Below are 15,322 nucleotides of genomic sequence, written 5' to 3'. Positions count from 1 at the left end.
GGTGATGGTCGGGCTGGCGGCGCTGACGAAGCAAAAAAACCCGGCGATGCGAATCATGCCGGCGGCCACCGCCACGGTCATGTTGGGTGTGCCCTGCGCGGCCACACCCAGGCCGCTCAACACGCCGTCGCCGGCGATGCCCAAGGCAATGCCATCAATGTCGGCGCGATAGATGCCGGCCTGGCGCAGGTGCGCGGCGGCGGCCTTGCCGGGAATTTCAAACATGGGCGGCCTGCTCCAGGGTCACGATGCGCTCGGCGCGCACTTGGGCGACGCGCTGCCATTCCTCGCGCTCGCGCCGCTCGGCGCGCAGCTCGGCGGCGGCAGCGATCAAACGCTGATCGGCGGCAACCAACTGCGCGCGCAGTTGGGCCACCGTGTTGTCACCGACGCGCTGGCGCGCGATGCGCTCGGCGCGGCCGACGGTCACTTCTGCGGCTGCTTGTGCACGCATACCGCCACCCGGTCAGTGCGACCCAACACGCCGCGCCAGTCACCGGCGCCCACCGCCGGATCGCACGGCGACCCCACGGGCGCGCGCTCGGCCGCGGCGCGAATCGAACCGCCCGCGGTGTACTGGTACGGCCAGATGCGGGTCGGGCGCGTGGTGGCGATACCGCTGGGCGCCACCGTCCAGACCTCCACCGGAGGTGGCGGCGGTGGCGGCGGCTCGATGGTGCCCTGCCACGGCGCGGTCGGGCGCAGTGCGTCCATGTCGGCATGGACCAGACCGCACAGGCGCGCGGCGTAGCCGGCGTTGCCGATCATGCGGTCGCAGAAGCCGACGTCGGCGGACGTGTCCCACTGCTTGACCAGGGCCTCGCGCTCGGCCTGCGTGGTGGTCTGCGCCCAGGCGGCGATGCGCGCATCGAACACGGCGCGCAGCTGGCCGCCGACGTCCTGCGCGTGCATCAGCCGGCTGCGCGAGCGCCACTCGGTGCCGGTCCAGCAGTGCCAGATGACCGCGCCGCCCTCTAGGCCAAAGCTGTCATCGGTGAGGTAGATGCGCAGCGAGACATACGGCGCGGTGACGGGCGCGGCAAAGCGGCTGCCGGGCGTGCAGGCGGCATCGCCGGTTTGTGCCCACGCGAGTGCGGGCCACAGCAGCAGCACGGCAAGCAGCGCGCGCATGATCAGCCGTCGACCTGCACAGTGAGCGCGCCGATACCGAAGCTCACGGCATCGCCGTTATTGACCACCTTGGGCAAAGTGAGCATGGCGTAGAACCACGCGTTGCCGCTGCCAATAGTGGCGTTGTCGATCAACACGAAGCCGACCACGGTGCCGGTCCAGTTGGCGCTGGGCGTGTAGTTGATGGCGCTGGCATTGCCGGTCTGGCCGGTGCCGGCGCCCGCACCGGCCGACGGCGCGGTCCAGTTGGCGTCGAGCGGATTGAGCGTGGCGCGCGCATAGCCGCCGCTGTTGGCAACCTCCGTGAAGGTGCCGGCCTCGAGCTGGACGGTCTGCTCGGTCCAGCTGCAGGTGCCGTCGGCCACGGTGCCGCCGGCGGTGGTCGGCCAGGTGGGCTCGCTGCCGCCGCTCGTGCAGCTGGCGACCGTTTGCCGGTAGTAGCGCTGCGCCCAGCTGGTGGGGATGGCGGTGTCGTTGCTGGCGTAGGCGGTGCTGGCGGTCCAGGTGCCGCGGGTGGCGCGGATGAGCGCCACCGCCATCACGGACGGCTTGGTGATGGCGCCGGTGCGGAACGTGTGCTGGATGACCTGGGCTTCGCCGTAGTCGGTCATGCCGCGCTGTTGGGCAACGGCGAGCGGGGCGGCAAGCGCCAGGGACAGCGCCAGGCCGACAACGAGCCGGGCGTGACGCAGGGGTGAAAGCAGTTTCATCGAGGTTCCTTAGGCGGCGGCACGGACGGCACCCGAGCGCATGCCGCCAGCAGCGCGTCGGTCTTGGCTCGGTGGGCACGCAGCGCGCGGCGCTGCGCTTCGACGGCGAGCACGAGGTCGCCGTCGGGCAGGCGGGCGAGCTCGGCATCGGTCAGGAGCGTGGGCGGCGCCGGCAGGTCGGCCGCGGCGACGCAGGAGACGGCGTAGGGCACGCGGACCTCGACCGGCTCGCGCACGAGGCGGACCTCGGGCTTGGGGGCGGCGCAGCCGGTGAGCGCGGCCACCACCATGACCAGCAGGGCCGCACACAGGGTGGCGTAGGCCAGCAGCGTCATGCGCTCGGCGTGGTCACGGACCCATTGACGCAGGCGTTTCACCGCAGCCCCTGGCGCACGAGCTCGAGCGCCTGCACGCAGCTGTGCTCGCGGCCGACAAAGCTGGCGAGCCAGGCGGCCTTCTCACGGTCTTCACCGGCGGCGCGCTCGCTGGCGCGCTGGGCGGCGGCGCCAGCTTGCTGCGCGGCCTGCTGGTCGGCGGCGAGCTGGCCGAGTGCATCGTTCTGCGCGGTGACACTGCGCGCCAGGCGCAGGTTGGCCTCGCCGAGCGCGTCTTCACGCAACTTGCACTGGCCGACTGCAGTTTCTGCGGCAGCGCGGGCGGTGGTGGCGGTGGCGAGATCATCGCGCAGCGACATCACGGTGCACTGGCGCTGGCCGAGGGCGCTGAGCATGACCACCACCAGCGCGCCGCCGAGGTACAGCAGCGGGCGCGGCAGCAGGCCGAGCGCGAGCATGGTGGCGCCGCCGGCGATCATGGCGGGCCTTTGCGCAGCGTGAGCTGGTAGTTGGTGACGGCGCGCAGCCAGAGGTTGCCGATGGTGACCACGGCGACCACCAGCGGGTAGTACTTGGCCGGCACGATGGGCTGCAGCAGGCCGAGGTTGGCGGCGGCAGCGTCGAACAGCATGGGCAGCGCGGCGAGCAGGTTGAACCAGATGGTCTTGCTGGCGTACCAGGGCTTGACCGGCAGCTCGACGTGGACGGTGGGCGGGGCGTCAGGCATGCGCGTCTCCGGTGGGCAGGTCAGCGGCGCGGGCGACCAGCGGGTCGAGCACGGCGAACGGCGGCGGCGCGAGATTGCTGCGCAGCCAGGCGCCGACGTCAAAGCCGGGACAGGTCTTGAGCCACTCAAAGGGCTCGACCGCGCCGTTGCGGTTCTGGTCGGGACTCAGATCACGGTGGCCGCAGACGCCGTTGACCACACGCACAGCGGGATTGCCGCGCAGGCTGATGCGACGCTGCGGCGAGGCGAGCGGGATCTGGTAGCGCTTGGCCAGGCCGACCGGGGTGGCGAACGGGCCCGGGCCGCCGACCAGCAGCTCAGTCAGCGCGCGCCACTGCGCGCGGGTGTAGCTGGCGGTGCCGACCAGGCAGATGCCGATGCTCTCGGCGTTGAAGCCGGCGGCGTGGGCGCCTGGCTCATCGAGCCCGCGGCCGGTGAGGACCGTGCCGTCGACGTCAATGACGAAGTGATAGCCGATGTGGCGCAGGTGCGGGTTGAGGACATCCCGACGCACGATGCCCTCGGTGCGCGGGCCGGCGAGCGCGGCACGCAGGAAGCCGCGCTGCTGGTGCCAGCCGTCGATCGTCTGCGCGGCGGTGAGCGCCACGGCCGCGCCCGGTGAAAAACGGGCGAGCGAAATCCCGTCGGGACTCGCCGAGCAATGGATGACGATGAGATTGATGGGGCGCACCCGCGCAGGATCGCGGGTGCGGGGCGGCGGGTCTTTTTCGCGCGGGCGAAAACCGCCTAGAAACCTAGCTCAGCTGCTCGACGATCAGAATGACGGTTGCAGCTTGAGCGGGCGTGGATGAGCGGGCGTGGAGAACGCTAGTCGTAGACCTTAGTGCCGCGCAGGGCGTGGCTCTGGAACCCCACGCCAATCCTCTGCATTTCGGCGCGCACACGGGTCTCCGCGTCATCGGTGGCCAGCGCGTTCACGCTGACCACCAAGCCGGCCCACATGTTCATGTAGCGATCCCGGCTCACGCTTTCGACGTCGCGCAGCACCGCCTTGTCGTCGAAGGTCATCACCGTGCGGTGGATGGTCTCGTCTGAGCCGCCCGCCACCATGCCAACAAACGGGATGAAGGTCAGCAGATTGGTCCGCGAGTCCACGCGCAGGTAGACCCAGGCCACGCGCCCCTTCTCTTGCTGCTCGATCACATCTTGAGGCTGACCGAACCAATGGTGGACTTCAACCTTGGTCGACTGATCGAGCTTCAGCCGCATGTAGCGTCCGTGGTCGGTCACGGACTCGTTGCCAAGCGTCATGCAGCCAGCCAGCAACAAGGCTGCGAGGCCAACCAGCAGCAGGCGAAGGTGGCGCATCAAGGCTCTCCTTTGTGATTTGAGGCTATTGCTGAAGCGCGGTGACTAAGCCGTTCCGAACATAAGCGTACCGGCGGGGACAGTAGCTGCGACACTCTTCAAAGACATACTGGGACGACACACCCGCCGCCGTGACGGTCTGATTGACGACGGCCGGCTTCCCCTGCGAACAGAGCAGCGCAGCTTCACTCATGCCAACCCACCAATAGCCTTTCTCGATACGCTGCCACTCTTGTGCGGTGAACAGCTGACGACGCTCAAGCTCCGCGCGCACACCGGCCGGCTTCATCAGTGCGTACGCGAAACATAGCTTGTCAGCCGACTCGGCCTGCAGCGCGTCTTTGCCAGCAACGCTCAGCGCCAACGGCGAACTGGCGCAACCAGCGATCGTGAGCGCAAACGACAAAGCAGCGAGGGGGCGGAGCATCAGCGGTCTCCTATGCGCTTAGCAGCGCGTGGCTTCGCTGCCTTCTTAGCAGGCTCTGCCTCCGCCTGCAATGGAGCATCGGCGGTCACCTGAGCCGGCAGCGCGTGCAGCGCGAACGCGACGCGCTCCATGACTCGCTTGTTGAATTCGTCGAGGCCGCGGAAGTCGGTCAGAAGCGCGCGCTCGCGCGCGGTTGGCGCATCGCCTGTTGCAGGTGCCGCCGCAGCCTTGCCGACACCGGCCTCAAGCCATTCAGTGGAATAGCCGGTTCGAAGGGCGACCGCGAGAACGTACTCATTGGGCACTTTGCCGCGCGCAGACCATGCGTAGGCCGTCGACACACCGACATCGAGCTCGCGCGCCAGTTCGGCAATGGACTCGCACCGTAGTGCGCGCATCAAGCGCCCGATCTGATTCAGCTCGTCAGCCATAGCCGCCTCTTCTTGACATGTGTGGGCAGGACGCCTTACATTTCGTGAATCAATGTATTCCCGCCGAAGAGGCTACCAGTGTCCCCATTCATGGTCATGGCACACCTGCGCGAAGCCGGCCTCAGCGCAACCGCGCTCGCCCCGCGACTCGGGGTCTCGCGCCAACACGTTTGCAACGTGATTCACCGGCGGCGGCGCAACAGCCGCATCGAGCGCGCCATCGCCCGCGCCATCGGCCGCCCGGTCGCCGAAGTCTTCCCAAAGAAGGACTGACATGCCCCACGTGACACCGACTCACGCGCGCTCGCGCGCCCCGCGCGCCCTTACGGGAAGCCCCCACGCGGAGCGCGACGAGCGCGCACCCACTGCTTGCCACGTCACCGTGGCCGTTCTCCTGGCGCTGCTCTGGCGTTGCTCATCCGGCATCAAGGCGGACGACGCCGCGAAGTGGCTGGCTATGCACGACGCCCCTTGCGGCACGCGTAAGCAGACGCTTGAAACACAGCTGCTCCGGGTCACGCAGGCGTTTGCCGCGCTGGAGCGCGCTGGGTGGATCGAGCAAAGCCAGCAGGCACCCGGATGCCATGCGCTCACCAGAGAAGGCCTGCGGCGCGCGCGCCTCGTCAGGTCCGTGTTCGGCGGTTGACCGTGCCGCAGGACGAGTCGATCGAACTCAATTAACCGCCTCGCGAGGCGCTTTTTAAAACCACTCAACCTATACAAATCATGAACTTAACAAAAGATTTACCGCCTCCGCGGCGCCGTTCTGAAGAAGACCGCGGCGCCATCGATCGCGCGCTCGACGCGCTGGAAGCGCTTTCAGGCGCCAGCCCGGATGGCCTGCGGCCGCGGGAGCTGGCGCAGGCCGCAAACGTGACCGACTCATGGGTCAGCGTCACGCTGCCACGGCTGGCGGAGCGCGGCTGGGTCGAGCGGACGGACATGGGCGCCTGGCGGCTGGGGCGCAAGTTCGCCGACATCGCGGCGGTTGAGCTGGCGCAGCTGGGCAAGGCGGCGCGCCGCGTCGATGAACTGCAGCAGCGCTGGACGCGGGGGGTCGCATGAGCACCGGCAAACGTGGCCGCCCCAAGCTCGCCGAGCGTGCGCGGACGCAACTAGTCGAGGCGCCGGCGGTGACCGAGGCGCTGGCGGTGCGCAGCGCCACCGATCCGAGCGGGCTGCTCGCGCGCGGCGCCCACCTGTTGATGAGGCTAGGCGCGTCACGAGGTGCGGGTGCCGTGCGCGCGACTGCCGCCGGACTAGAACTGTCATTCATCCGTGACATCCACGATACGCACGCCTATCGCGACTACGCCGGACCGCTTGGCAATGGCGAGCTAGACGGTACTTGGGAGACCTTTTGCAAGGTTGCGCTCCGCCAGTCACGGAGTGCCATCGAGGATCGTATCGCCACGCTCCCGGACCTGGGCGATGAACTCGCAAACCATCTGTTCGCCCTTGGCGCACCGAAAACCGGATTCCGGCTGCTGGCGCAGGCACCCAAAGAAGTGACGGATCGCGCACTGGCCATCGACGACGTGCGCGAGCTGCGTCAGTTCGTCAAGGAGCTGGCGGCGGACGCGGAGGCCGCGCGCGAGCGCGCCGACGTAGCCGCACAGCGCGAGCAAGAGGCCTTCGATCGCGCTGCCACGGAAGAGAAGCGCCGCCGCGCCGCCGAAGACGAGCGCCGTGCGCTCCTCGAGTACGAGCCGGCCGAGGGCGCCGTCGCGCGCGACCGCGAGGAGTTCGTCTGGGACCGGGCGTTCACGCAGCACGTCAATCGCGCGCTGCTCGAACTGCAGGACGCGGTCAAGGCCACGCGCACCGCCAAGGAGGTTGGCAAGCCGAGCGCGCAACTGCGCGCGGCGTGGGCCGACCACTTGAAGACCCTGCAGATGCGCGTGGTCAAGTGGATCGACGAGATCGAGCCCAACTCCGACGAGTTCTAACCGCCTGCGCCCCAGCAAAGGCTTGCGCTGTGAAAAAGAAGGCTATCTCCCACGAGCAAATGATGGACGCTCATGACCATTGGCTCAACGCCGCCCACGGGGAGCGCACTCCGGCCCTGAAGGCCTGGTGCGCTCGGGTGGGCGTGTCGTACCCAGCGGTGATGGCGCGGCTGCGGGAAATGAAGCTGCTGCCCGCACGCAAGCGCCGCGCCGACGCCGGTGTGACGAGTGTGAGCGAAGAGGCCACCGCGCTGCACGGCGCACTGGCCCTGGGCAGCGGCCGGGCCAACGGCAAGCGCCTGGGCAGCGATGCCGACGATCTGGCGTGTATCCGCGCCAACGGCGTGGCCGGGACTGACGTGACGTCCGGGCACTTCAGCCGCATCGCCAAGCGCCGCGGCCACCACGTGAGCCAGCTGCAGCGGCCGACCCCCGCTGTGCACCTTCTCTCGGAGCACCCGAATCACGCATGGCAGTTCGACGCGACAGCCGGTGTGCAGTTTTTCCTCGACGACGGCCGCATGCAGGTGATGACCGACGAGGAGTTCAACAAGAACAAGCCCGCCAACGTGGCGCGCGCCGCGCGCCGCGCGCTGACCAAATACACGGTGGTGGACCACTACAGCGGGTATCAGGCGTCGCATTGGGTGGCGGGCGGTGAGTCGGCGCTCAATGCGGTGAGCGCGCTGATCTACTTCATGTGCACCAAGCCCGACCCGCGGCTGGCACTGTGCGGCGCGCCGGCGGTGCTGATGCTGGACCGCGGTCCCGGCAACCGCTCCGAAGAGATGCTGCGGCTGCTGGCCGCGGTGGGCGCACGCCCGGAGTTTCCTAAGGCCGGCAACGCGCGCGCCAAGGGGATGATCGAGAAGAGCCAGGACCTCGGCGAACGTCACGGCGACCGCGCGCTGTTGTTCGACCGGGCCAGCTCGCTCGATGAGCTCAACGCGAAGCAGCTGATCAACGACATAGCGTTCAACGAGCACAAGCGCCTGGTGCGTGCGGACGGCGTTGCGCGCTACCGCGCGCGGCTGTGGCGTGAGAACACGACGACCGAAACGCTGCGCGTACCGGTGAGCGCCGAGGTGCTGCGCTCCATTGTGCTGAGCGCCGAGAAGACCCGCCAGGTGGATGACACCGGTGAGATCCGCTTCGGCGGCAAGCGCTACTACGTGCTGGCGGTGCCCAATGCACAGGTGCGCGACACCGTACAGGTGGTGACCAATGCGTTCCTGCCAGATCAGGTGCTGGTGCGTGCGCGCGAGCCTAAGACCGCGCAGTGGGCTGAGGCCTGGGTCGCAATAGCGCCGGAGCAGTACGACGCGGTGTCGGGCCAGAACCTGCGCGCCAACATCATCGGCCGCGAGTGGAAGTCGGCGGAGGTGACGGCGCAGTCCGGGGCGCGAGCGGATGTGCTGCGCGTGGCTTACCCGGGCCGCTCCGACGACGAGGCGGCCGAGGCGTTCAAGCGGCGTGAACGAATGCTGCCGGACCTGGACATCCGCGCCCACCTGGACATCAGCAATGTGCCGACGCGCCTGCCGCGCGCGCATACGCCGATCGACGTGGCGCCGGCGGGCTACCAGGGGACGGTGGAAAAGACGGCGCTGGTGCTGCGGATCAAGCAGGCGATGGGGCCGGCGTTCGACGGTCCGGCGGTGTGGGCGCACCTGGCCGAACGCTACGCCGACAAGGCAGCGCTGCTGGACGATGAGGCCCAGCGCGTGTTCGGGCTGTTCGTGCGGGCGGCGACGGTGCCGCCGCTTGATTCCGTCACGAATTCAAGCGATCGGCCGCCGCTGCGCGCGGTTGGGGGTGGCGCATGAAGGGCCTGAAGGCACGCCTGAAGGCGCTCGGGATGTCGTACGCGGAGCTGGGCTTCGCGGTGGGCATCAGCAAGCAGCAGGTGGCGCACATCGCGAACCACAACGTCTGGCCCAAGAGCATGGATCGCAAGCGTCTGCGCGAAGCGATCACCGAAGTGCTGGACCGCAAAGACCTTAACCAGGATCTGCTGCTCGCCAACGGCGAGGAGCCCTCCAAAGAAAAGCCCCCGGCGGTTGCACCCGCCGAGGGCCGAGTTCCCTCAACCGTAGAGACCGAAGGAGAAGACATGCTACTCCGCAAACAACCGCTGACCCAGGAGACGAAGAAGCACTTCGCCCTGTTCAGCAACCCGTGGGATGGCGAGGTGACGAGCGACGAGGAGATGTTCCTCACGCCCGACATGCGCTACGTGCGCGAGGCGATGTGGCACGCGGCGCGCAACGCCGGGCTGCTGGCCGTGATCGGCGAGAGCGGCGCCGGCAAGACGACGCTGAAGGAGGCGCTGCTGGAGCGCATCGAGCGCGAGGGCAAGCCGATCCATGTGATCCAGCCGAGCGTGCTGGGGCTGGAAGACAACGACACGCGCGGCAAGACCCTGAAGGCGGGCTCGGTGGCGGATGCGGCGATCCTGACGGTGGATCCGCATGCGAAGCCGCCGGGCTCGATGGAGGCGAAGAGCCGGATGCTGCAGAGGACGCTGGAGGAGAGCCGCAAGGCGGGCTTTCTGCACCTGATGCTGATCGAGGAGGCGCACTGCCTGTCGATGACGATGATCAAGCATCTGAAGCGGTTCCACGAACTGAAGGCGGGCCGCACGCGGCTGCTGTCGATCGTGCTGATCGGCCAGCCGGAGCTGCGCAGCAAGCTGTCGGAGAGCAACTTCGAGGTGCGCGAGTTCGTGCAGCGGTGCGAGATCGTGACGCTGGAACCGCTGGACAAGCAGCTGGCGGACTACCTGGCCTTTCGCGCCAAGCGCGTGGACCGGGACCTGGCCGAGTTCATCGACACGCCGGGCATCGAGGCGCTGCGCGCGCGACTGAGCATCGGCCGGCCGGGCGAGAAGGGTTTCCGCAGTCTGCTGTACCCGCTGGCGGTGAACAACATGATGACCGCGGCGATGAACCACGCGGCCGACCTGGGCGCGCCGAAGATCAACGCCGACATCGTGCGGGGCCTGTGATGGGGACCGTCATCGAGCTCGACGAGAGCAAGGGCTGGAAGCTGCCGACGCCGCAGCCGGCGGTGGCATCGCTGGCCGGCGCCGAGAAGCGCGACCGGGTGCAGATCGCGCACGTGCTGATGCTCGACCACACCACCAAGGTGATGGCGTGCGTCGACGACATCACGCGCAAGGGCTTCGTGCCGATCGGCTTCACCGCCCACCTGGAGGACGGTGTGACGGTGATGGTGGAGCCGCCGGCGGAGGGCTTGATCGACAGGCGGCGCGATCTGACCGTGTGCCACGTGCGTGGCCACAACTACCTGTGGTTCCTGCACGAGGGCGTGCGCGTGGCCTGGCAATACACCCTGCCCAAGGAGATCGCATGAGCCACAACAACGTGCTGATTCACGACATCAACAGCGGCGGCGTGGCGGTGCTGCTGTTCGGCGCCGTGCTGGCGGCGATGGCCTGCCTGGGTGGCTACATCTGGGGCGAGGACAACGCGATCGAGCGCCTGCAGGCGCGCGAGCAGGCGGTGGCGGCGCGCGAGAAGGCGCTGAAGGTGGATACCTCGGCCGCGTTCAGCGACGGCTGGGTGGCGGGGCGCGACTCGATCGGCTGCCTGGGTGGGTTCCGGATCGATGCGCGCACGGGGACTGAGGTGCGGCGGTTGGCGGAGTTGAAACCGTGAGCATGAAGCTGCAGATCAACGAGCGCGGCTCGTGGCGCGACGTGCTGACCAACGTCGAAGCGCACCAAGAGGTGGCGGTGGCGGAGGCCACGCTGGCGCTGGCCACGGCGGCCGGCGGCAAGTCGTTCCGCCTGTTCGACATCCGCACGCAGAAGGTGTGGGCGTACACGAACGGCAGCTGCTGGGAGTTTCGCGGAGGCGCACATGCTGGCTGACCTGCGCCTTCGCTTCGTGCTCTGGCTGGTGCGCCACGAGCGCAACGGCCTGCGCCGCGAGCGGGCCCGGCTGCACGCCGAGCGCGAGGGCCTGGACTGGGCGCTGCGGCACAACGCGACACGGGCCCAAATGGCCGAGCAACACATGGCGCGCATCGAGCAACGCCTGCTGGCGCTGCGCACCGCGCGCCGCTTTCCGCTACGGAGGCCCGATGTCAGCGCTTAAGTACACCCCTGTGCCGGGCAGCACCGCCGACAAGCTGCTCGCGATCCTGGCGGACGGCGTGGAGCGGTCTTGCCGCGAACTGGTCGCGGCCTCGGGCTGCAGTCCGGGCAGCGTCAACAGCAGCCTGGTCGGCGCTGTGAACCGGGGCGTGCTGGTCACTCGCGAGCGCGCCGATGGCAAGGCGTGGCAGCTGGCCGAGGAACTGTGGTCGCCGCAGCATCAGACGACGGACGGGCCGCAGATCTGGAATGCCTGGCTGTACTCGCTAGGCAGTACGTCGCCGACGCCTGACGTGAGTGAAGCGGCAGCGCCAAAGAGCGCGGGACCTGGATTCTCGCTGGCGCGCGACGGGCACCTGACCATCAGTTGCGCCGCGGTGAGCGGCGAACTGTCCCCCACCGAGACCAAGGCGCTGATCGAGTACCTGATCGCGGCGGCCGACACGGTCGATGAGGCGTTCGCGCGCGAGGTGGCGTCATGACCACCGAGATGAACCGGCCGGAGACCGCTGCCGACCGCCTGCAGGCCGCGATGAAGCTCGGCTACAAGGCGGCGGGCGGCGCGAACTCATGCAGCCGCTGCGCCCACCTGCGCCGCGCCAGTGATGGCGCGCTGGCGTGCCGGCTGCTGCGCGTGCATGTGGATCGCGACGCCACGTGCGCGAAGTGGATGGCGAAGCGATGACGCGCGCACTGGCTCGCTTCGATGTCGCTGCGCTTGGTCACCAGGTGCGGGTGCGTGTGGTCGACGGCTCCGAGTGCGTTGCGCGCGCCTGGCGGGCCCGCGGATGCGGCCGCCTGCAGCGCGGCGAGTTCGTGCATGGCTTCTTCGATCCTCAGGTGCGCGGCGCGCTGGGCAGCCTGTTCCTGGCGGAGTCTTCGGCGCACTTCGAGTGCGTGCCGCATGAGTGCCAGCACGCCGCGCTGGCAGCCCTGCGGCGGCGTGAAGGACTGGCGATTGACGCGCCAGTGACGCTCGACGGCGCGGCCGAGGAGTACGTGGCCACCGTGGCTGGCCTGCTCAGCCGCCGGATCCTGCGCGGCCTGCAGACGCGGGGAATCGTATGCAGATGATCGGCGGCGTGCTCGTGCTGGCGGCCGCGCTGTTGCTCTGGCTGCTCGGATCCGCCATCGGCGCGATCTGCCGGGCTGTTTACTGGGTGTGGCGAGGTGGGCGATGCGCGTGAGCTGTCCGGCCTGCGGCGCCGAACTGACGCTGGACGCGATGCTCTCGCACGATGCCGCGCGGCGCGCGGTGGCGGCGGCGATGGTGGTGTCGCCGGCGCTGGCGGATCGGCTGATGAAGTACCTCGGCCTGTTTCGCCCGGCCAAGCGGCAGCTGACGATGGACCGGGTGGCCACGCTGCTGGAAGAACTGCTGCCGATGCTGCAGAGCCAGACGGTGAGCCGCGCCGGGCGCGAGTACTCGACGATTCCAGACACCTGGAAGCAGGCGCTGGATCAGATGCTGCGCGCGCGCGACGCCAACAAGCTGACGCTGCCGCTGAAGAGCCACGGCTACCTGCTGGAGATCGTGATCGGCCTGTGCGAGGCGTTCGAGCGGCTGGAGGAAGAGCGCCGCGAGCAGAGCCGCCGCACGCCGCACAGAAGCCTGCAGGAAGGCGCGCAGGCGGTCGCCGCGCTGCAGGGCCTGGCCGAGCAGGCGGCGGCGCGCAGCGAAGCGCCTGCGCCCGTGCCTGCGCCGAGCCATGCGCCCCGCCAGGTGCCGGCGGGTGCCAAACACGTGCTGGCCGGCCTCGGTGTGGGTCGGCGGCGCGCGACAGGAGGTGCCGATGAGCCGCAATGAACGCAACACCGGTGTGTCGTCGGTGCCCGCGCGCGACGTGCTGGTGGCCTGGCTGATCACCGAGATGTCTCGGCGCCACGTCGGCCGCGCCAATGGCATTACCGCCGAGAGCCTGGCCAGGCGCGTCGGCATCAACGAACGGATGCTGCGCGAGCTGATCACCGAGGCGCGCATGCAAGGAATCGCCATCGCCGGCACCCCAACCAGCGGCTACTTCGTGGCGGCAACCGGCGCCGAGCTGGAGGAGTGCTGCAAGTTCCTGCGCTCACGAGCGATGCACTCGCTGGTGGTTGAGGCGCGGCTGCGCAAGGTTGCATTGCCCGAGCTGGTTGGCCAGCTCTTGATCAACACATGAGGTCTCAGATGCCAGAAGTCACCGAAGTCACCCTGAGCGCGATCGAGAAGCAGACGCGCACGTTCGCCGAGCACCAGCGCGACCTGCGCTTTCTGGTCGAGGCGCTGCAGGCGGAGGTTGAAGACGCCAAGCGCCGCGCGATGAAGAAGATCCGCAACGCGGTGGAGCGCGCCACCAACAGTCGCGCCGAGCTGAAGGCGCTGATCGAGCAGCGGCCGGACCTGTTCGTGCGGCCGCGCTCGGTCGTGATCGACGGCATCAAGGTCGGCTTCCAGAAGGCCAAGGGTGGCCTGGTGATTGACGACGAGCAGCGCACCTGCGCGCTGATCCACAAGCATCTGCCCGACGTGGTGGACCAGCTGATCGTGAGCACCGAGAAGCCGGTCAAGGCGGCGCTGAACCTGCTGACGGCGGCGGACCTGAAGCGCATTGGCGTGAAGGTGACCGACGACACCGACGAGGTGCTGATCAAAGACACGGCCAGCGACGTCGACAAGCTGGTCGCGGCGCTGCTGAAGGAAGAGGCCGACACCTGAGTTCGTAGCCCGGCGCTTCCAGCGAGGCGCCGGACGCCCCAGCAGGCGGTGGGCAGCATGAAAAAACACCTGCAGGTTGACGATGGTCGTTCCTCCCCGGCGCAAGCCGGAGTCCTTAGACCAGGCGCAGCTGGCCCACCGAGAGCCGGATCTCGGGTTTTCGATTTTTCGCAGTTTCGCAATTTCGCAAGTTCGGAGCGCCCCATGAAGATCAGTCCAGGCCAGGCCGACAGCGAGAGCCAGGCGTACATCGAAGGCATGGAGGCCTTTGCCGCGGAGATGGTCGGCGACCGCACGCGCCGCGCGTGCCCCTACGCCAGCGACGACGCGCGTGCCGGCAGCTGGGAAGCCGGCTTCGACTGTCAGCAGCAGATCGCGGCGGCGCTGGGCGTCAAGCGGCTGGTGGAGCGGCTGTGATGGCGACGCGGGCGCTGGGCACTGGTGACCAGCTGCGCAAGCGCGAACTGGCGCAGATCCACCTCGCCAAGGCCGCCCTGCAGATGGATGACGACGGCTACCGCGCCATGCTCTGGACGATCGCGCGTGTGCGCTCGGCCGCCGACCTTGACTGGACCGGCCGCAAGCGCGTCCTCGACCACATGGTCAAGTGCGGATGGAAGAACAACGCCAAGCGGCCGGCCGATCCGGTCAGCCGAAAGATCCGGTCGCAGTGGCTGACGCTGCGCGACCTCGGCGCGCTGACTGACCCGAGCGAGAAGGCGCTGCGCTCGTTCGTCAAGCGGACCGCAGGCGTCGAGCGGATGGAGTGGTTGACCGCCAGCCAGGCGGCCACCGTGATCGAGGCGCTGAAGGCCTGGGTGGCGCGGTTGGAGACCCCCAAGTGAGCAAGCGCGGCCAGAAGTTTCGGCTCAAGTCGTCCGAGCTGATCAACCACATGGTCAGTGTCGGCCGCTCGCTCATCAGCCAGCGGCTTGGCGTCGACGAGACGGTCGCTACCGAGCTGGCGCGCGATTACGCCCACGAGCTGGCGACGCACTTCGGCGGTCAACTTTTCTACTTTCCGAAGGATCTGGCCTTCACTCTGAGCAGCCGCGACCGGAAGATCTACCAGGCGTTCAACGGCACCAATCACGAGGACCTGGCGCGCACGCACGGCCTCGGGATCCAGCAGATCTACAAGATCCTCGACCAGGTGCGTCGCGAGGAGACGGCCCGGCGCCAGGGGAAGCTGTTCGACATCGAGGACGGGTCAGAGCGGCCCGCCGAAATGCGCTGACGACAGCGCATTTGGCGGCGCCCGCCGCCTCAGTCCGGCCTCTTTACAATACCGAAACGAATTTTCGCTCGGCCTTTGTTTTTCGGCCCATTTCTTCCCTTCTCTTCCCGGTTTATCTCGCTTGAGAGCGGGGAATTATCAAGTCTCCCTTCAGCGCTGCGCGCTCAGGGATTCGCCCTCGCGGCGGCCCAGCGGGCTCATCGGCTTACCCTCGCGCTGCGCGCTCCG

The 15,322-nt window shown here is 68.5% G+C and carries 31 protein-coding genes; 20 read left to right on the top strand and 11 right to left on the bottom strand.

The features are described 5' to 3' along the window. The 11 genes from Q0C12_RS12440 to Q0C12_RS12390 form a co-directional block, all read right to left on the bottom strand. Positions 1-225, bottom strand: a 225-nt coding sequence (locus Q0C12_RS12440) for a hypothetical protein (RefSeq protein WP_290890629.1), incomplete at its 3' end; no start/stop codon positions are given. Next, entirely contained in the window at positions 218-430 is a 213-nt protein-coding gene (locus Q0C12_RS12435) for a hypothetical protein (protein WP_290890628.1), read from the bottom strand. The genes Q0C12_RS12440 and Q0C12_RS12435, both read right to left, overlap by 8 nt. Further along, on the bottom strand, positions 427-1,131 hold the full coding sequence (locus Q0C12_RS12430; protein ID WP_290890627.1) for a hypothetical protein: 705 nt from the start codon (positions 1,129-1,131) through the stop codon (positions 427-429). Before Q0C12_RS12430 ends, Q0C12_RS12435 begins: the two co-directional genes overlap by 4 nt. A 2-nt stretch (positions 1,132-1,133) precedes the next feature. Then, on the bottom strand, positions 1,134-1,841 hold the full coding sequence (locus tag Q0C12_RS12425; RefSeq protein ID WP_290890626.1) for a hypothetical protein: 708 nt from the start codon (positions 1,839-1,841) through the stop codon (positions 1,134-1,136). After that, on the bottom strand, positions 1,838-2,218 hold the full coding sequence (locus Q0C12_RS12420) for a hypothetical protein (protein WP_290890625.1): 381 nt from the start codon (positions 2,216-2,218) through the stop codon (positions 1,838-1,840). The genes Q0C12_RS12425 and Q0C12_RS12420 overlap by 4 nt, the downstream gene beginning before the upstream one ends. Beyond that, positions 2,215-2,634: a hypothetical protein gene (locus tag Q0C12_RS12415; protein ID WP_290890624.1), complete on the bottom strand. Its 420-nt coding sequence runs from the start codon at positions 2,632-2,634 to the stop codon at positions 2,215-2,217. The genes Q0C12_RS12420 and Q0C12_RS12415 overlap by 4 nt, the downstream gene beginning before the upstream one ends. A gap of 17 nt (positions 2,635-2,651) precedes the next feature. After that, complete coding sequence (locus Q0C12_RS12410) at positions 2,652-2,903, bottom strand: hypothetical protein (protein ID WP_290890623.1); 252 nt, start codon at positions 2,901-2,903, stop codon at positions 2,652-2,654. Continuing rightward, positions 2,896-3,594, bottom strand: coding sequence for an N-acetylmuramoyl-L-alanine amidase (locus tag Q0C12_RS12405; protein WP_290890622.1), 699 nt, complete (start codon positions 3,592-3,594; stop codon positions 2,896-2,898). Before Q0C12_RS12405 ends, Q0C12_RS12410 begins: the two co-directional genes overlap by 8 nt. Before the next feature lie 137 nt (positions 3,595-3,731). After that, on the bottom strand, positions 3,732-4,232 hold the full coding sequence (locus Q0C12_RS12400; RefSeq protein WP_290890621.1) for a hypothetical protein: 501 nt from the start codon (positions 4,230-4,232) through the stop codon (positions 3,732-3,734). 25 nt (positions 4,233-4,257) lie between these two features. Further along, positions 4,258-4,659 (bottom strand): hypothetical protein, encoded by a 402-nt coding sequence (locus tag Q0C12_RS12395; RefSeq protein ID WP_290890620.1) that lies wholly within the window; start codon positions 4,657-4,659, stop codon positions 4,258-4,260. Continuing rightward, complete coding sequence (locus Q0C12_RS12390) at positions 4,659-5,090, bottom strand: helix-turn-helix domain-containing protein (RefSeq protein ID WP_290890619.1); 432 nt, start codon at positions 5,088-5,090, stop codon at positions 4,659-4,661. Before Q0C12_RS12390 ends, Q0C12_RS12395 begins: the two co-directional genes overlap by 1 nt. A 96-nt stretch (positions 5,091-5,186) precedes the next feature. Here Q0C12_RS12390 and Q0C12_RS12385 point away from each other — a divergent pair, with 96 nt between their 5' ends. From Q0C12_RS12385 to Q0C12_RS12290, 20 genes are all read left to right on the top strand, one after another. Then, positions 5,187-5,363 (top strand): helix-turn-helix domain-containing protein, encoded by a 177-nt coding sequence (locus Q0C12_RS12385; protein WP_290890618.1) that lies wholly within the window; start codon positions 5,187-5,189, stop codon positions 5,361-5,363. 109 nt (positions 5,364-5,472) lie between these two features. Further along, positions 5,473-5,736: a hypothetical protein gene (locus tag Q0C12_RS12380; protein WP_290890617.1), complete on the top strand. Its 264-nt coding sequence runs from the start codon at positions 5,473-5,475 to the stop codon at positions 5,734-5,736. An 80-nt stretch (positions 5,737-5,816) separates the two neighbouring features. Further along, positions 5,817-6,155, top strand: coding sequence for a helix-turn-helix domain-containing protein (locus Q0C12_RS12375; RefSeq protein ID WP_290890616.1), 339 nt, complete (start codon positions 5,817-5,819; stop codon positions 6,153-6,155). Then, entirely contained in the window at positions 6,152-7,039 is an 888-nt protein-coding gene (locus tag Q0C12_RS12370; protein WP_290890615.1) for a hypothetical protein, read from the top strand. Before Q0C12_RS12375 ends, Q0C12_RS12370 begins: the two co-directional genes overlap by 4 nt. Positions 7,040-7,068: 29 nt before the next feature. Then, complete coding sequence (locus Q0C12_RS12365; RefSeq protein ID WP_290890614.1) at positions 7,069-8,865, top strand: hypothetical protein; 1,797 nt, start codon at positions 7,069-7,071, stop codon at positions 8,863-8,865. After that, a complete protein-coding gene (locus Q0C12_RS12360) occupies positions 8,862-10,046 on the top strand; it encodes an AAA family ATPase (RefSeq protein ID WP_290890613.1) in 1,185 nt (394 codons plus the stop codon). Before Q0C12_RS12365 ends, Q0C12_RS12360 begins: the two co-directional genes overlap by 4 nt. After that, positions 10,046-10,414: a hypothetical protein gene (locus Q0C12_RS12355; protein ID WP_290890612.1), complete on the top strand. Its 369-nt coding sequence runs from the start codon at positions 10,046-10,048 to the stop codon at positions 10,412-10,414. Before Q0C12_RS12360 ends, Q0C12_RS12355 begins: the two co-directional genes overlap by 1 nt. Further along, positions 10,411-10,719, top strand: coding sequence for a hypothetical protein (locus Q0C12_RS12350; protein WP_290890611.1), 309 nt, complete (start codon positions 10,411-10,413; stop codon positions 10,717-10,719). Before Q0C12_RS12355 ends, Q0C12_RS12350 begins: the two co-directional genes overlap by 4 nt. 2 nt (positions 10,720-10,721) lie before the next feature. Beyond that, positions 10,722-10,934 (top strand): hypothetical protein, encoded by a 213-nt coding sequence (locus Q0C12_RS12345; protein ID WP_290890610.1) that lies wholly within the window; start codon positions 10,722-10,724, stop codon positions 10,932-10,934. Continuing rightward, a complete protein-coding gene (locus Q0C12_RS12340) occupies positions 10,924-11,160 on the top strand; it encodes a hypothetical protein (RefSeq protein ID WP_290890609.1) in 237 nt (78 codons plus the stop codon). Before Q0C12_RS12345 ends, Q0C12_RS12340 begins: the two co-directional genes overlap by 11 nt. Beyond that, entirely contained in the window at positions 11,147-11,641 is a 495-nt protein-coding gene (locus Q0C12_RS12335; RefSeq protein ID WP_290890608.1) for a hypothetical protein, read from the top strand. The genes Q0C12_RS12340 and Q0C12_RS12335 overlap by 14 nt, the downstream gene beginning before the upstream one ends. Next, the gene (locus Q0C12_RS12330) at positions 11,638-11,844 is read left to right on the top strand and encodes a hypothetical protein (RefSeq protein WP_290890607.1); all 207 of its coding nucleotides are present in this window, start codon (positions 11,638-11,640) and stop codon (positions 11,842-11,844) included. The genes Q0C12_RS12335 and Q0C12_RS12330 overlap by 4 nt, the downstream gene beginning before the upstream one ends. Then, positions 11,841-12,233 carry a hypothetical protein gene (locus Q0C12_RS12325; protein ID WP_290890606.1) on the top strand — a complete coding sequence of 131 codons (393 nt, stop codon included), beginning with the start codon at positions 11,841-11,843 and terminating at the stop codon, positions 12,231-12,233. Before Q0C12_RS12330 ends, Q0C12_RS12325 begins: the two co-directional genes overlap by 4 nt. Next, complete coding sequence (locus tag Q0C12_RS12320; RefSeq protein ID WP_290890605.1) at positions 12,224-12,346, top strand: hypothetical protein; 123 nt, start codon at positions 12,224-12,226, stop codon at positions 12,344-12,346. The genes Q0C12_RS12325 and Q0C12_RS12320 overlap by 10 nt, the downstream gene beginning before the upstream one ends. Then, on the top strand, positions 12,343-12,966 hold the full coding sequence (locus tag Q0C12_RS12315) for a hypothetical protein (protein ID WP_290890604.1): 624 nt from the start codon (positions 12,343-12,345) through the stop codon (positions 12,964-12,966). Before Q0C12_RS12320 ends, Q0C12_RS12315 begins: the two co-directional genes overlap by 4 nt. Further along, a complete protein-coding gene (locus tag Q0C12_RS12310; protein WP_290890603.1) occupies positions 12,953-13,321 on the top strand; it encodes a hypothetical protein in 369 nt (122 codons plus the stop codon). The genes Q0C12_RS12315 and Q0C12_RS12310 overlap by 14 nt, the downstream gene beginning before the upstream one ends. Positions 13,322-13,329: 8 nt before the next feature. Next, entirely contained in the window at positions 13,330-13,857 is a 528-nt protein-coding gene (locus tag Q0C12_RS12305; protein WP_290890602.1) for a hypothetical protein, read from the top strand. 204 nt (positions 13,858-14,061) lie between these two features. Continuing rightward, a complete protein-coding gene (locus Q0C12_RS12300) occupies positions 14,062-14,274 on the top strand; it encodes a hypothetical protein (protein WP_290890601.1) in 213 nt (70 codons plus the stop codon). Further along, a complete protein-coding gene (locus Q0C12_RS12295) occupies positions 14,274-14,702 on the top strand; it encodes a regulatory protein GemA (RefSeq protein ID WP_290890600.1) in 429 nt (142 codons plus the stop codon). Before Q0C12_RS12300 ends, Q0C12_RS12295 begins: the two co-directional genes overlap by 1 nt. Beyond that, a complete protein-coding gene (locus tag Q0C12_RS12290; RefSeq protein WP_290890599.1) occupies positions 14,699-15,094 on the top strand; it encodes a Mor transcription activator family protein in 396 nt (131 codons plus the stop codon). Before Q0C12_RS12295 ends, Q0C12_RS12290 begins: the two co-directional genes overlap by 4 nt. The last annotated feature ends 228 nt before the right edge of the window (positions 15,095-15,322 follow it).

Origin of the sequence: Arenimonas sp., assembly GCF_022842045.1 — a bacterium.
Taxonomy (GTDB): domain Bacteria; phylum Pseudomonadota; class Gammaproteobacteria; order Xanthomonadales; family Xanthomonadaceae; genus Arenimonas.
This window is presented reverse-complemented; position numbering and strand designations above follow the sequence as displayed.